Annotated in this window: 16 protein-coding genes; 2 read left to right on the top strand and 14 right to left on the bottom strand. The window is 66.3% G+C overall.

The window, feature by feature from the left end; all coding sequences use genetic code 11:
- Positions 1-41 precede the first annotated feature (41 nt).
- The 11 genes from OG874_RS09030 to OG874_RS09080 form a co-directional block, all read right to left on the bottom strand.
- The gene (locus OG874_RS09030) at positions 42-722 is read right to left on the bottom strand and encodes a hypothetical protein (RefSeq protein ID WP_330254663.1); all 681 of its coding nucleotides are present in this window, start codon (positions 720-722) and stop codon (positions 42-44) included.
- A 255-nt stretch (positions 723-977) separates the two neighbouring features.
- Positions 978-2,582, bottom strand: a complete 1,605-nt coding sequence (locus tag OG874_RS09035; RefSeq protein ID WP_330254664.1) for a VWA domain-containing protein — start codon at positions 2,580-2,582, stop codon at positions 978-980.
- Between the two features lie 174 nt (positions 2,583-2,756).
- The gene (locus OG874_RS09040) at positions 2,757-3,026 is read right to left on the bottom strand and encodes a WhiB family transcriptional regulator (protein ID WP_330254665.1); all 270 of its coding nucleotides are present in this window, start codon (positions 3,024-3,026) and stop codon (positions 2,757-2,759) included.
- Positions 3,027-3,053: 27 nt separating this feature from the next.
- Positions 3,054-3,599, bottom strand: a complete 546-nt coding sequence (locus tag OG874_RS09045; RefSeq protein WP_330254666.1) for an HNH endonuclease — start codon at positions 3,597-3,599, stop codon at positions 3,054-3,056.
- 267 nt (positions 3,600-3,866) lie between these two features.
- Positions 3,867-4,187: a hypothetical protein gene (locus tag OG874_RS09050; protein ID WP_330254667.1), complete on the bottom strand. Its 321-nt coding sequence runs from the start codon at positions 4,185-4,187 to the stop codon at positions 3,867-3,869.
- A gap of 91 nt (positions 4,188-4,278) precedes the next feature.
- Positions 4,279-4,587 carry an acyl-CoA dehydrogenase family protein gene (locus OG874_RS09055; protein ID WP_330254668.1) on the bottom strand — a complete coding sequence of 103 codons (309 nt, stop codon included), beginning with the start codon at positions 4,585-4,587 and terminating at the stop codon, positions 4,279-4,281.
- A gap of 1 nt (position 4,588) precedes the next feature.
- On the bottom strand, positions 4,589-4,819 hold the full coding sequence (locus OG874_RS09060; RefSeq protein ID WP_330254669.1) for a hypothetical protein: 231 nt from the start codon (positions 4,817-4,819) through the stop codon (positions 4,589-4,591).
- Positions 4,820-4,987: 168 nt separating this feature from the next.
- Positions 4,988-6,277 carry an acyl-CoA dehydrogenase family protein gene (locus OG874_RS09065; protein ID WP_330254670.1) on the bottom strand — a complete coding sequence of 430 codons (1,290 nt, stop codon included), beginning with the start codon at positions 6,275-6,277 and terminating at the stop codon, positions 4,988-4,990.
- Positions 6,278-6,279: 2 nt separating this feature from the next.
- Positions 6,280-6,942, bottom strand: a complete 663-nt coding sequence (locus OG874_RS09070) for a TetR/AcrR family transcriptional regulator (protein ID WP_330257230.1) — start codon at positions 6,940-6,942, stop codon at positions 6,280-6,282.
- Between the two features lie 77 nt (positions 6,943-7,019).
- On the bottom strand, positions 7,020-8,069 hold the full coding sequence (locus OG874_RS09075; RefSeq protein ID WP_330254671.1) for an alcohol dehydrogenase catalytic domain-containing protein: 1,050 nt from the start codon (positions 8,067-8,069) through the stop codon (positions 7,020-7,022).
- Positions 8,070-8,103: 34 nt separating this feature from the next.
- Positions 8,104-8,850 carry an SDR family NAD(P)-dependent oxidoreductase gene (locus OG874_RS09080; RefSeq protein ID WP_330254672.1) on the bottom strand — a complete coding sequence of 249 codons (747 nt, stop codon included), beginning with the start codon at positions 8,848-8,850 and terminating at the stop codon, positions 8,104-8,106.
- A gap of 165 nt (positions 8,851-9,015) precedes the next feature.
- Here OG874_RS09080 and OG874_RS09085 point away from each other — a divergent pair, with 165 nt between their 5' ends.
- A complete protein-coding gene (locus OG874_RS09085) occupies positions 9,016-11,241 on the top strand; it encodes a malate synthase G (RefSeq protein ID WP_330254673.1) in 2,226 nt (741 codons plus the stop codon).
- A 281-nt stretch (positions 11,242-11,522) separates the two neighbouring features.
- Positions 11,523-12,086, top strand: coding sequence for a hypothetical protein (locus OG874_RS09090; RefSeq protein WP_330254674.1), 564 nt, complete (start codon positions 11,523-11,525; stop codon positions 12,084-12,086).
- A 37-nt stretch (positions 12,087-12,123) separates the two neighbouring features.
- Here OG874_RS09090 and OG874_RS09095 read toward each other — a convergent pair whose 3' ends face one another.
- Genes OG874_RS09095 through OG874_RS09105 form a run of 3 tightly spaced genes read right to left on the bottom strand, consistent with a single transcriptional unit; the run spans position 12,124 to position 14,627 of the window.
- Positions 12,124-12,363 (bottom strand): hypothetical protein, encoded by a 240-nt coding sequence (locus tag OG874_RS09095; RefSeq protein ID WP_330254675.1) that lies wholly within the window; start codon positions 12,361-12,363, stop codon positions 12,124-12,126.
- Between the two features lie 36 nt (positions 12,364-12,399).
- Positions 12,400-13,056 (bottom strand): DUF305 domain-containing protein, encoded by a 657-nt coding sequence (locus OG874_RS09100; RefSeq protein ID WP_330254676.1) that lies wholly within the window; start codon positions 13,054-13,056, stop codon positions 12,400-12,402.
- Positions 13,053-14,627 (bottom strand): LVIVD repeat-containing protein, encoded by a 1,575-nt coding sequence (locus OG874_RS09105; RefSeq protein ID WP_330254677.1) that lies wholly within the window; start codon positions 14,625-14,627, stop codon positions 13,053-13,055. The genes OG874_RS09100 and OG874_RS09105 overlap by 4 nt, the downstream gene beginning before the upstream one ends.
- Between the last annotated feature and the right edge of the window lie 112 nt (positions 14,628-14,739).

The raw sequence follows: 14,739 nt of genomic DNA on the forward strand, positions 1-14,739 counted from the left end.
CCCGTTGCAGGTGCGGCTCGGTGAGCGATGCCGCCGAGAGGTCAGGCGGGGCTCGGGCTGGGTTCGGGTTCGAGCTCGGCGAATTCGCTGAGGGCTTCGATTCCTAGTTCGGCGCGGGTGGCGTCGATGACGGCGCGTTCGTCTTGGACGGTGTTGGCGATCGCCTTGTGCCAGAGGGCGCGGATCGCGTTGACGTCGTCCATGGTCGCCTCGACGTCGAGTTCGACGTTGAGGCGTTGCACGGTGATGCTCTGCGCCGCGGTGAGTGTGCGGAGCAGATCTTCACAGCGATTGGAGATCTTGGGGTTGGACAGCACGCGGAGTTTGGTGATGAAGCTGTTGCACGCCGAGATGCTCTCCTGCACCTGCTTGCCGAAACGGTCCACCTCCTCGACGGATTCGGCCTTCCAATCGAGGGTGTCCCACAGCGCTTGGCGCACGTCGGCCGCGGCCTGCAGCACCGAGGAGATCGCGGTCAGAATCTGGTCACGTCGCCATTTGTCCTGTTCGCGGCGTTCGGCGGCGGCGTTCGCGGATTCGATATTGCGTTGCGCGGCCGCGTTGGTCGTCTCGATATTGCGTTGTGCGGCATCTAATGTGGTCCGGTTGCGCTCGTCGGCCGCGGTGATCGCGTCGCGGTTCGTCCGGTTGTTGATCAGGACGCCGATGAGCGCCGCGGTGGCGACGATGAGCGAGCTGAGAAGCGGAAGCCAGGAAGTCACCGGGAGATCATCGCATTACGCGGTGCTCCAGTGCCGCCCGATCGGCACTCGGATAACACCGGCGCGGCCCAACGGTACGTCCGGCGTCGGCGACGCGAAGCGCGTCTTGCGTGGTCACCGGTTCGCAAGTGATGCAGAGTCGGTGAAAGATCGGCGCAACCGCGAAGCGAATAACTTCTTCGACATCGACCCCGTCGGGCAGGTCGGCCCCGGCGTTCGCGCGGCGAACGATCTCGGCGACCTGCTCGCCCCACCTCACGGCGTCGTCAGCGCGTGCACCATCGCGGTCCCGAAGCTGATGTCGTCGGAGGTGGGCAGGCGGGTGTAGGTGCCTCCGGTTCGCTGGGCGGCGGTCTGCAGGGTTTCGGTGCCGTTGCCGCCGATGACGATGATGTCGATGCGCACAGGGCGGGCGGAATCCGTTGCGGCGGTGAGGTCGCTGAGCAGTTTGGCGCCGGTGAGCGTGGAATCGTCGTCGGGGCCGTCGGTGATCAGCAGGACCGAATTGGTGCGGCCCGCGGTGTATCCCTGGACGGCGGCACGATACGCGGCCAGTAGCGATGGGTAGGCCTGGTCGGTGCGGGCTTCGGTGGCCTTCACCGCGGGCAACGCCGTGTCCAGCGCGGTGCGCTGCTGGTCGCTCAGTGCGGCAGTGGGGGTTTGGACCTTGTACGGGGTGGTGCCATCGAGGTTCTTCGCGAAGGTCCAGACCCCGAGGCCGAAGTCGGGCGGCATGACATTCATCGTGGAGCTGAGGGCGCCGAGGACATTCGAGATCCGGGTGGCGGAACCGTCGGTGTTGCCCATCGACGACGAGACGTCGACCAGCACCGTAGCCTGAACGCCGAGAACGGGATTGGCGAGGGTGGCGCGCACCTTGTCCAGTGCGGTCCTGGACGGCGCAGACACGGCGGCGGCCGGTGCGGCGGTGAATCCGGCGGCGGTGAAGGCCTGGGACTGCTGGGGTGCACGCAAGTAGTCGACAAAGATCGAGGCGATCAGGTTCTGCGTCTTGTCCACCCAGGCCCCCGACATCAGCGCGGCCGGATGATCGGCGACCGGGGCGGTCCCCATGGGCCGGAATGCCGATGTGCCGCCGAGCGATTTCAGTTGCTGCTCGGTAGCGGCCACCGCGTGGATGGTCGAACCCGCACCGTCGAGCCCGGCCAGCGCGGCGGTGACATCCGCGGCCTGCGGCGCCTTGGCGGCCAGCCCGGAGATCGCGGCGACGACCTGGCCGGACTGTGCGGCCGCATCGCTGAGCGGATCGGTGCCCGACACCGTGGCGCCGACGGCGGCCGCGGCCGCCACCGTGGCGTCACCCGGCGGCAGCGCCATCCGCAGTCCACCCCAGCCGGTGAGCCCCACCTCATCGAGCGAACCCTGTTGCAGCCGTGGCAGATCCAACCAGGTGACCTTGGCCTGTTCGAGCGCTTGCCGCAGGTCGTCGGGGACGGCGAGCACGATCGGCGTCGTCGCGACCGGCACCGGAGTGCCCTCGATCAGGCCGGGGACGCGCATGGATTCGATGGAGCGCATCGAATCGGCGATCCACAGTCCCGGCTGCGGACCGAGCGCGCCGTTCCACGGTGTGTTGGCGGTGAAACCGGTGATGATCGCGGCGGACGGCTGGGCGGTGACCACCACCTTCGCACAGTGATCGCGCACCTTCGGATTGGTCGCGTTGTACCGGTCGGCGGCGGCGCGCACCGGGTCGGCGAGTTCCGGATCGACGGTCACGAACAGCGTCGAGGGCCCGTCCTTGCACTCGGCCGCGGCCGACTTGTCGCGGTTCGCCGCGCGGTCGCTGAGTTGAAAGAAGGCGAAAACGGCCGCGACTAGCAGCAAAACGGCAACCACTGCGATAACCGGACCTTTGCTGACGCCCCGGGACCTGGTTCCGCTGCGATGTGTGCCCACGAACCTCAGTGTATGTTCACGCGAGATTTGCCGTGCCGGTGTGTCGACCATTTCGAGCGACCTGCAAGCAGTCGCTACGGCGCGGCGCACCGGCACGGCGTGGCGGGCCGGAAACTACGGCCGGATCATCCGCCCGCGGTCGAACTCGTGTCCGCCCCACACCCCGGACTGTCCGGTGCGCGCGGCGAATTCACCGCAGGCGTCCCGAATCGGGCAACCCGCGCAGACCTCGCGGGCGTACTCGAAGTCCTGCGACGGGTACGGGAACCACGCCTCGTGGTTCGGGTCGCCGCGGCAGGCCGCCCGATGCCACTCCCGGGAATCCGAGAGCGGGAGCAGGTCGGTCAGATCGATAACGGCGTCGGTCTCCAATTGGACGGTCATATCGAGCCTTCTCCTTTCCTTCTCGGCTCAGGTGGTGGCCAGTTGCTTCCAGATCCGCTGTTGCCGCTGGGCCATGTGGTCGGGTGCCTTCGGCTCCCACAGCAACCGCATGCCCGCCTCCTCCGGCGTGCGGTCGGCCTTGACCGAGTTGCACGGTGCGCAGGCGGCGATCAAGTTGTTCCAGGTGTTCGGACCACCCCGGCTGCGCGGCCGGATGTGGTCGACGGTGCGCGCCCAGGAGGCGCAGTAACCGCACCGGTGGTTGTCCCGGCGTAGTACACCGGCCAACGTCGCACGGCTGTCGTCCTGCACCCGCGTCACGTGGTCGAGGTACACGTACCGCAGCAACCGGATCGTCTCCGGCAGCGCGATCTCGAGGTGCTTGGACCGAATGGGGAAGTGCGGCTCCCTATCCGCGACCGGCTCCGCGGTTCCACCCATGAGCAGCATCACGGCCCGTTCGGCGCTGATCTCGGTGAGCGCCTCGTAGCTGGCGTTGAGCACCAGTACGCGGGTGTGTATCCAGTTGTCGACAGTCAACACCACCGGATCGGTGGCGCGATGGAACGTCATGGGAATCAACATGTTTCGAGAAAGCGAGCGGATCAGGCGGAAGCGGAGGTCGGTCAGTTACCGGCCGGGAGGCGGCGGGGTCCCTGCTCGACGCGCGCGTCATACCGACGCGGGCTCGATACGACAATGGTCACGGCCGCCTCCTCCTCTCCTGATGCGCTGGATCACCCGCGGAACGGGGTGATCATCGTCGAATTCCATGGTGGCACACCACACCTACCGTTGTCGGGTCATTTTTTCGACGACGGTCGTGAGCGCTACGCCGGGCTAACCCTGCCGCAACTGGGCCGCGCCGAAGGAGACGTGGAAACGCACACACCAGAGCATCCGGGAGCCATCGTCGAGTCGAAGAATGACGATGGTGCCGGAGGTGTCGTGTTCATGGGAGATGAAGGAGCCGCGGGCGAGGGGGCGCGGCTCCTTCGGCGTGCCCGAGACGGCCACTGTCGGCGCCGCCTCGGTCACGGTCTTGTCGGTGAACAGCCGCCATGGCTCGAATAGTGCGAGGCCCACCCCCAGCACGATTACCAGCACCACGGTCAGCGCCCAGGTGATCGGTGAGCGCGCGACCCGGCGGACCGACACCATGTCTTCCTCCCGCGCATCGTGTGACCACCATTGAACCCCGCTGGCGTGCATTCGGTTGCGTCTTCGGGTCATAGCGCCCGGATCGGCGCTGTCATCCGATCGGTGTATGGCCGAGCATCACCCGGCCGCTGAACCGGGTCTGCTTGGCCCGCGGCAGCGGATGGAACTGGCAGCCGTGCACGTCGCGATACCACATCTCCAGGTCGGCGGTGCGCGAATAGCCAACGCCGCCAACGGTTTCGATGGCGAGCCGGACGGTGTCGACGAGTGCGTCGGCGGCTACGGTCTTACGGCTGAGGATGCGGCCGGCATAGGCGTCGGTGTTGTCGAAACGCAGGTTGCCGGAGTCGGCGAACATGGCTTCGATCAGATCGTCGGCCGTGGTGTGCGCGTTGAGCATTTCACCGGCCCGCGGTCCGCTCGTGGATGTAGTAGCGGTAGACGCCGTCCTTGCGATCGGCCCACAGCGGATATTCGACGTCGGGGGTGGCCCATTGCCATCCGAGCGCCAGACCGGCGTCGTGTTCGGCGGCCGTCTTCGCCTCGTCCACGGAGGTTCGGGTGGTGAGGGTCTGGTCGTCGGTGCCGCAGAACTCACAGCTGTGCACCTTTCGCACCTCATATGCGATCACTCGATCACCTCCGGATAACGAGGCTGAGGCTGTCTGTCTTGCCCGCCGGACACCACCGAGACCGCGCCGGTAGCCATCACGATCGACACCTGCACCCAGAACGTCCACCCGTGACGCAGCCGACCTGAGGCGACCTTTCCGGGCGCGCGCCGGGTGTCCAGCGGTGGGCTACAGGTTGCCGACGATGTGTTCCAGGCGGCGGGCGACGAGTTCGCGCGCCTGTTCGCGCAGTGCGGGGCGGTAGCCGCTGGGATAGACCGGGTCACCGGGGGTGTAGTCCTTGAGGACTTCCTTGGCGAGGGTGATCTTGTGGACTTCGGTGGGGCCGTCGGCAATCGCCATGACTTCGGCGTAGTTCATCATGTCGACGAAGGGGAGGTCCTGGCTGACGCCGATGGCACCGTGCAGATGCAGAGCGCGCTGGGCGATATCGTGCATGACCTTCGGCATGGCGACCTTGATCGCCGCGATGTCCTTGCGGACTTTCAGATAGTCCTGTTCCTTGTCGATGCGCCAGGCGGTGCGCAGCACGAGCAGGCGGAACTGCTCCATCTCGATCCAGCTGTCGGCGATGCGCTCCTGTGTCATCTGCAGGCCCGCGAGCGGACCCTTGCGCATCGGGCGCGAGACGGCGCGTTCGGCCATCATGTCGAAAGCCTTGCGCACCAGTGCGACTGTGCGCATGGCGTGGTGCACGCGGCCGCCGCCCAGGCGGGTCTGGGCGACGATGAAGCCCATGCCCTCTTGGCCGAGCAGATGATCGGCGGGCACCCGGACGTCGGTGAAGCGCAGGTGTCCCTCGTGCTCGCTGAAGCCGTGCACGTGGAAGTTCTTCACGATCTCCAGGCCGGGCGTGTCGGCGGGCACGATGAACATCGACATGCCCTGGTACGGGCTGACATCCGGGTTGGTGATCACCATGACGATGTGGAAGCTGGCGAACTGCGCGTTGGAGTTGAACCACTTCTCGCCGTTGATCACCCAGGAATCCCCGTCGCGCACCGCACGGGTCTTGAACAGCGTCGGATCCGAACCGCCGGTCGGCTCGGTCATCACGTAACAGGAGCCGATCTCACCGGCCAGCAGCGGCTCCAGATACTTCGCCTTCTGCTCCGGAGTGCCGTAGTGCGCGAGAATCTCCGCGTTACCGGAATCCGGTGCCTGACAACCGAATACCGACGGCGCCCAGACCGAGGTGCCGAGCACTTCGTTGAGCAGCCCGAGCTTCAGCTGCCCGTAGCCGGGGCCGCCGAGTTCGGGTCCGAGGTGACATGCCCACAGTCCCTGTTCCTTCACCTGCTCCTTCAGCGGCCGCATCAGCGCCATCGCCTCGGTGTTGGTGCGGTCGTAGGGATTCGGGTAGAGCAGGTCGAGGGGCTCCACCTCGGTGCGGACGAACTCCGCCGCCCAGTCGAGCTTGCGCTGGTACTCCGGGTCGGTTTCGAAATCCCAAGCCATGGTCAGCCTTTCGTTGTCGGTGTGACGATGCCGTCGAGCACGGTGGTAGCCAGAATGTCGGCGATTTCGTCGGGGGAGCGGTCGCCGTGTGGGCGGTACCAGAAGGTCACCATGTTGAGCATGCCGAGCACACTGTTGGTGACCACGTGGTCGTTGGTGTGCAGCAGTCCCGCCGTGCAGCCGGTGTCGATGACACGCTGCCAGCACTCCTGCACCTGGTCGCGCATCTCCTGCAGTTCCTCGCCGCGGTCGCCGGTCAGTGCGGTGACATCGCGCAATTGGATGGCCACCTCGCGGCGATGTTCGATGATCAGGCCGACGTGGCTGCGGATCAGCCTGCGCAGCTTGGTGATCGGGTCGTCGCCGCCGCGCGAGATCCGCTTGGCGTCGACGAGCATGAGCTGGATGTAATCGCGCAGGATCTGCCAGAGCAGCTCTTCTTTGGAGCCGATGTGGTAGTACAGCGCGCCGCGCTGCACCCCGGCCCGGTTACCGATTTCGGCGACGCCCGTGCCGTGGAATCCCTTCTCCGCGAACAGTTCCACCGCGGCGGCCACAATGCGCGCCCGAGTCGCCTCGGCGGTGGTCTCGGCGGCCGGTGGGCGGCCGCGGCGGCGGGGCGGGGCGATCGCATGTCCGGCTGCCGCCAAGCCGCCAGGCCCCATCGAATCGCTACGCGGTGCTGAACGCCCACCCGTCTCCCGGCCGCGAGGTTCCATCGAATCGCTACGCGATGCTGTATTCATTGCCGCGGATCCAGGACGACTTTGGATACCCCGTCCGCGCGATCGGCGAACATGCGGTAGGCATTCGCGCCGTCCGACATCGGAAACCGGTGTGTGACAACAGCTTCGGGACGTAAACGCCCCGCCGCGGTGAGCCGCAGCAGTGTCGGCAGCTCGTATTGGATCGAACACAGCCCGATGTGGAATTCGAGCTCCTTGACCTGCGCCAACTGCATGTGGAACGGGAAGGCGCGATTGTGGCTGACGCCGATAACGCTGACGCGGCCACGATGTCCGACCGCGCTGATGGCGAGCTGGATGGTCGCGTCCGCGCCAACCGCCTCGATCGCGACATCGGCGCCGCCGCTGAGCATATCGCGGATGGCCGCCTTCGGATCCTCGGATTCGATTGTCTCCGCACCCAGTTCGACGGCACGCTGGCACCGCTCGACCACCGGATCCAGCCCGAGCACCCGCGACGCGCCCATGGCGAACGCCGACTGCACGGCCATCAGCCCCACCGGTCCCAGCCCGATCACCACCACGGTCTCACCGGGCGCGATGCGGGCGCGGCGGGCACCGTACCAGGCGGTCGGCGCGTTATCGGTGAGCACGATCGCGGCCTCGTCGCGCACTGTGTCGGGCAGGCGCACGAGGTTGCCCGCGGCGTGGGGGACTGCGAGGTATTCGGCCTGTGCGCCGGCGAGCGATCCGCCGAGGCCGTAGCAGGCGTCGATCGGCAGTGGATGGCGTTCGCAGGCCGCGACGATGCCGACCTTACAGCTCGCGCACTGGTCGCAACCGACGGAGGCGGACACCAGCACCCGGTCGCCGATCGCGAATCCCCGGACCTGCGAACCCAATTCGACGATCTCGCCGACCGCCTCGTGTCCGACGCCGTATCCGGTGCCGTCGGTGAAGCCGTGCCCCGCGTAGATGTGCAGATCACTGCCGCAGATTCCGGCCGCGGTCACTCGTACGACCGCCCCGGCCCCGTCGGGCAACGCCGGATCGGGCAGCTCGGTGAACGAGATCTGCTGCGGGCCTTCGTAAGTCAGCGCCTTCACGGCGAAATGCCTTCCAGGTTCATCCGGGGGGTTCTCATCGCCAGCCGCCATCGAGGGCCAGCGTCGCACCGGTGCAGTAGGCCGACGCGTCCGTCGCGAAGAACAGCGCCGCGCCGACGATCTCATGCGGCTGCCCGACCCGCCCGAGCACGATGTGCCGGGCCAGCTCCGCCCGGAACTCATCGGGCCACGCCTTGGAGATATCCGTCGCGAACGGACCGCACTGAATCGTGTTGACTCGCACCGTCGGTCCGAAACTCTGCGCGAGACCGCCGGTCAGATTGGACAATCCGGCCTTGGCGGCGGCGTAGGGCACCGCGAGCGGCTCCGGTCGCGCGGCCTCGATCGAGGAGATATTGATGATCGAGCCACCACCGGCCGCCGCCATCCGCGTGCCGATCAAGGTCGACAACCGGAACGGCCCCTTGAGATTCACCGCGATCACCTTGTCGAACATGGCCTCGCTGACCTGATCCAGGCTCGGATACAGCAGCGACATGCCCGCGTTGTTGACCAGCACGTCGACCTTGCCGAACTCCGCGTATGTGGCCTCGACCAGCGCGTCGCACTGCGCCCACGCACTGACATTGCACGCGACCGGCAACGCGCGGCGACCGTGCGTGTTCTTCACCTCGTCGGCCAGTTCTGTGCATCCGTCGAGCTTGCGGCTGGCGATCACCACATCGGCGCCGGCCGCGGCGAACGCGAGCACCATTTCCCGGCCGAGTCCCCGGCTGCCGCCGGTGACGAGCACCACCTTGTCCGATAACGCCTGTGCCACCTTGCACCCCAACGAACGTTTAGGAAATGTTCCAGTCAGTACATTAATTGCCCGCGCCGATACAATCAAGGACGGATTGGGTTGCCCGGCGCGGGGATGTCACTACCGGCGGGTAACATTGGTTGCGATTTTTCCTACCCGGCTTTCTCAAAAGTGAGGCAGTAGATGACAGAGCGGATTCAGGTCGGCGGGCTCCAGGTGGCCAGCGTTCTCCACGAGTTCATCGAGAACGAGGCGCTCCCCGGAACCGGCGTGGATTCCGCCGCGTTCTGGGCCGGAGCCGAGCAGGTCATCAATGACCTCGCTCCGCGCAACCGGGCCCTGCTGGCCGAACGCGACGAGATCCAGGGCAAGCTCGACGCCTGGCACGCCGAGCACCCCGGTGTGAACTACGACAAGGCGGCCTACAAGAGCTTCCTCGGCGATATCGGTTACCTGCGCGCGGCGCCGGCCGACTTCACGATCGCCACGCAGAACGTGGACACCGAGATCGCCACCACCGCGGGCCCGCAGCTCGTGGTGCCGGTGATGAACGCCCGCTTCGCGATCAATGCCGCCAACGCGCGCTGGGGCTCGCTCTACGACGCCCTCTACGGCACCGACGCCATCTCCGAGGCCGACGGGGGTGAGAAGGGCACCGGCTACAACCCGGTCCGCGGTGGCCGCGTGATCGAATTCGCGCGCAAGTTCCTCGATACCGCCGCGCCGCTGGCCAACGGCTCACACCTGTCCTCGTCGCACTACGCGATCGATGACGGCAAGCTCGCGGTCACGCTGAGCGGCGACGAGGTCACCACCCTCGCCGCCGATGGTGCGGAACTCGTCGGCTACCTGGGCGATCCGGCCTCGCCGACCTCGATCCTGCTGCGGCACAACGGTTTGCACGTCGACATCCAGATCGACGCCGCCTCCCCGATCGGCAAGACCGACCCGGCCGGTGTCAAGGATGTCGCGCTGGAGTCCGCGGTCACCACGATCATGGACTTCGAGGATTCGGTCGCCGCGGTCGACGCCGAGGACAAGGTGCTCTGCTACCACAACTGGCTCGGCCTGATGAAGGGCGAGCTGGCGGAGAAGGTGACCAAGGGTGACAAGACCTTCACCCGCACCATGAACCCGGACCGCGTCTACACCGCGGTCGGCGGCGGCGAGCTGGTGTTGCACGGCCGCTCGCTGCTGTTCGTGCGTAACGTCGGCCATCTGATGACCTCCGATGCGATCATCGATGCCGACGGCAACGAGGTGCCCGAGGGCATCATGGACGGCCTGATCACCTCGCTGGCCGCCAAGCACAGCCTGCTCGGCGACACTGAGCCCACCCGCCCCGTCGGCTCCGCCTCCGACCATCCCCGTAGGCTGAAGAACAGCCGCACCGGTTCGGTCTACATCGTGAAGCCGAAGATGCACGGCCCCGACGAGGTCGCCTTCACCAACGAGCTGTTCGGCCGGATCGAGGACGTCCTCGGCCTGACCCGCAACACCCTCAAGGTCGGCATCATGGACGAGGAGCGCCGTACGACGGTCAACCTCGAGGCCTGTATCCAGGCCGCGGCCGAGCGCGTGGTGTTCATCAACACCGGCTTCCTGGACCGCACCGGCGACGAGATCCACACCTCCATGGAGGCCGGGCCGATGGTCCGCAAGGCCGAGATGAAGACGCAGCAGTGGATCCTGTCCTACGAGGACTGGAACGTCGATACGGGTCTGGCCACCGGGCTGCCCGGCAAGGCGCAGATCGGCAAGGGCATGTGGGCCATGCCGGATCTGATGCACGACATGCTCGAGCAGAAGATCGGCCATCCGCGCGCCGGTGCCAATACCGCGTGGGTGCCCTCGCCGACCGCCGCCACCTTGCACGCGACCCACTACCACCAGGTCAACGTCTTCGAGCGGCAGCGGGAGATCGCCGCCGGTGGTCGCCGTGCCACCATCGACCAGATTCTGGAGATCCCGCTGGCCGCGAACGCGAACTGGTCGGCGCAGGAAAAGCAGCAGGAGCTGGACAACAACTCCCAGAGCATTCTCGGGTACGTGGTGCGCTGGATCGACCATGGCGTCGGCTGCTCCAAGGTGCCCGATATTCGCGATATCGGCCTCATGGAAGACCGTGCGACCCTGCGCATTTCGAGCCAGCTGATGGCGAACTGGCTGCGCCACGGCGTGGTGCGCGCCGATGAGGTGGTGGCCAGCCTGGAGCGGATGGCGCCGGTGGTCGACAAGCAGAACGCGGGCGATCCGAACTACCGGCCGATGGCGCCGGACTTCGCGGGCAGCATCGCGTTCCAGGCCGCGAAGGAGCTGGTGCTGGAAGGTACCAAGCAGCCCAACGGCTACACCGAGCCGATCCTGCACCGGCGTCGGCGCGAGGCCAAGGCGCTGGCTTGCGTATAACGATCCGTTACCCTGGGCGCTGCACAGGATATTCGGATGTGAGGAAGTTTTATGGGAAGCGTTGTCCTTGATGTGTTCGCCCTGGTCATCAATCGTGCGGCGCAGTTCTGGAATTGGATGGCCACCGGTTCGGCCGGTTTCCCACCGCTGTAAATCGCCGAGCTGAACATCGTGTACGACCGACCCTCGGTCATGGCTCCCATCGGATGCCACGGCCGGGGGTTTTCTCATGTTGCCTATATGTCCTGCGGCCCAGAGCCTGTCGACGTATCTTCTTTGACATGAGCAGCGGTGGCAAGGTCCGTCCACATGCCCCAGTCTGGTTCGAGCTCTGGATGGGCGCCATCACCACGGTCATCGCGCTGCTCTGCGCCGTGCTCTGCTGGGAGTTGGCCGCACAGGGCAGCTTCCCCACCAAAGTGCTGCTGTGGGTGGGACTTTCGGTCGTCGGCGTGGTCGCGGTCTGCTTCGGGATCCTCGGCCTGATCCGCTACCACGCCATCATCGTCAGCCTGGTCGCCCCGCTGCTCATCGCCGCCCTCGCCGCACTGGTCTGGTACGAAGTCCCCGAGACCACCGGTTGGCGGGTGTCGCGCCCCATCCTCGAAGACCAAGCCGCCGCCTGCGCCAACCCCGGCCACCGCACCCGCCTGGGCGTCTACACCGTCACCTACGTCACCCGCCGCGACGGCGGCTGCCTGTTCTACGTCGATGGCGGAGCCACCAATTCCGAAGGCTTCGCCTACTTCCCCGATAGCGCCCCCAGCATCGGCCCACCCGGCCCCGGCGGCGTCGGCTACGAGACCTTCCACGGACGGTGGTACCGCTTCGTGGAAAACACCTGAGCTTCGGACGCGGCAGCGCGCCGGGGCCGGAGGTCGTTCAGGGTTTCGGCGCGATCCAGAGGGCTTCGGCCAGGGCGCAGAGGGTGCCGGTGGGGGTGGCGAGGGCGGCGCCGACGATGTGTTTGCGGCCGGTGTGGGTGATGGGCCAGGCGTAGGGGGTTTCGGGGTAGACGGGGCACAGTTGGGTGGCGGTGAGGGCGGCGGTGAGGCCGCCGACGCGCATGCCTTGTTTGCGCATGGCGGCCCAGCCGCCGGGGCAGTCGAGGGCGGCCCACACGACTTCCGGTGGGAGCCGGCCGGATTCGTCGGCGGTCTATTGCGGCGGTTGGCCGCCGAGTTGGGTGAGCAGCAGACTTATCACGCCCGCCTCCTGACTCTGGCTCTGGAACATCGAGCGCGCTGTTTCCTTGACCGGACCGGAGACCAGCAGTTCGTCGGCGGCGCGGGCCATGGTGAGTCCACCCTGGTGGTGGCGGAACATCAATTGCAGGAACAAGATTTCGGCGTCCCGGCCGCGGGCCGCGGCGAGGGCGTCGAGTTCGGCGGTTGTCGCCATACCCGGCATCGTGTCACCAGTGGCCGAACCCGCCGCGGGTGTGGCCGAATGATGGTGCGACGCAGCCGCATCAGCGTGCAGCCAGGCCATCGGCCGTGACGACAACGGTGACGCATCGGCCAATCGGAGCCACCCGAGCATGGTTCCGATCTCGATGCGCTGCGCGTCCGAGAGTTGTTGCGCCAGACGCAGTACCGTCGGGTCGACCCCATGATCCAAGCGCTGCACCATGGTCAGCGCCTGCTGATGGTGCGCGGTCATATCCTGCGCGAACCCGATCTCCACCGAGTTGAGAATTGGTGCGGCCGTATGCTCTTCGGGCAATACCAGTGGCCGCAGCGCCGCCCCGACCACCACCAGAGCGAAGGCGAGCGAAGCGAGCGCGGCGGCTCGGATCCAGCGGGGCAAGGTCACGACCCTATGGTGGAGCGTTGGTCGGCGGGCACGGTGTACACATCGTTCTCGAGTTGCAGCACCATGAATCCGTTATCGGAGCAGGCGACGTACAGTTGGTTGCCGCGCCATTCCGGTGGCGAGAAGCACCAGTCGGTGGAGACGTCACCGAAGGCGAGATTGCCGGTGCGTGGGGTCAGTGCGTCCAACGGATTGAACTGACTCTCCAGGACGGCACGCGCGGCCGGCGGAGTGCTCATGAGCGGCACGCCGATGATCGAGGCGAGGGCGTGCGGTGAGTTCCACAGACTGAGGTTCTGTCCGGTGCGCGCCGGCGGGTTGAAGTAGGCGATCTCATGGATGTTGTGTGGGTCGCGAATATCGAAAACCCTGATGCCGGAGGAGATCCAGCCGCACGCGAGCGCGGTGGGGTTGTCCTGGCGATCGGCGGCGCAGTAGTGCGATTCGTAGGCGAAGATCGAACCGCCCATGGAGCTACCGATATTGCTGTCGATGTTCTGCACCAGGTTGATCTCCAGCTTGACCTTCCCGGCGACCTTCGGTGCGGTGTCGTTGGCGATATCGATGAGTTTCACACCGCCGGAACCACCTTCGTCCACGGTGTAGAGGTACGGCTTGCCGTCATAGGTAACCGGGATGCTGTGCTGGGTGGCCCACCCGTCGGTCCAGAAGGTGCGGCCGATATGGGTGACCTGCGGGTTGGGGTCGCGACGCTGGATGGCGCTGATATCGAGCACGGTGAATCCGCCCAGTGCGGACAGGTACATCCGATTGCCGTCCGGGCTGATACCGAAACCGTGTGCCTCGATCCCCGTCAGCCCCTGCCAGATGACGTGCGGATTTGCCGGATCGGTGAGATCGACGGCGCTGACGAAGCCAGGCGCGATGCCCGAGGCCCAGTAGGTGCGGCCGTCGGGGGACCAGCCGCCTTCGTGCGTCGTAATCGGCAGCGGCATCAGCAGATTCGTGCCGGGACCGGGATTGAGCAGCTTGGGATACGCGCAATCGGAGATGTCATAGACCGACAGATAACCGACGCCTTCAGCGATCGGCACACCGGTGCCGACCAGCAACTTGCGTTCGGCATTGACTTTGAGGCTCTCCCAGGTGCCCGCCAGCATCGCCGGTTCGGTCAGCGTGACCGTCGGCTGCGGATGCGCTGGATCGGAGACGTCGAGCACCTGGACGCCGCGACCCTCGCTGATCAGATCGCCCGGGAAGAACGAACCCATATAGGCGCAGTGTTCGAAGCTGGTGGAGGTGATGCCCGCGCCGCGTCCGGCATAGTTGCCGATCATCGACATATTGCAGCTGTAGCCCTGTGTGCTGCGCCTGCTGTCGCGGTCGGCGGCCGGGACATCGCCCTGCAGCCCGGTTTCCGGCATCGATCCGGGTCCGCAGTCCGCGCGCGGGACCGAGGTGCGCCCGACGTCGAGGAATTCCTGGACCGCGGTAGCGATATCGGACTGCAGATCGGCCGATGCGCTGCTGGGCAGCATCATCGCGGCGATCACCGCGGTGGCGAGCAGGGCCAACGGGCGCACACGGCGCAGACTCAGCTTCGGGCGCATCGTTGCATCCCAACTTTCCTCATCGTGGACAATGCCGACTCAGACGGATAAGAACTGACTGCATAGTAGTAACAGTCAGTAACTTGTTGGAAGTGTTTCGAGGAAATCCCTG

Source organism: Nocardia sp. NBC_00565 (assembly GCF_036345915.1).
Classification (GTDB): domain Bacteria; phylum Actinomycetota; class Actinomycetes; order Mycobacteriales; family Mycobacteriaceae; genus Nocardia.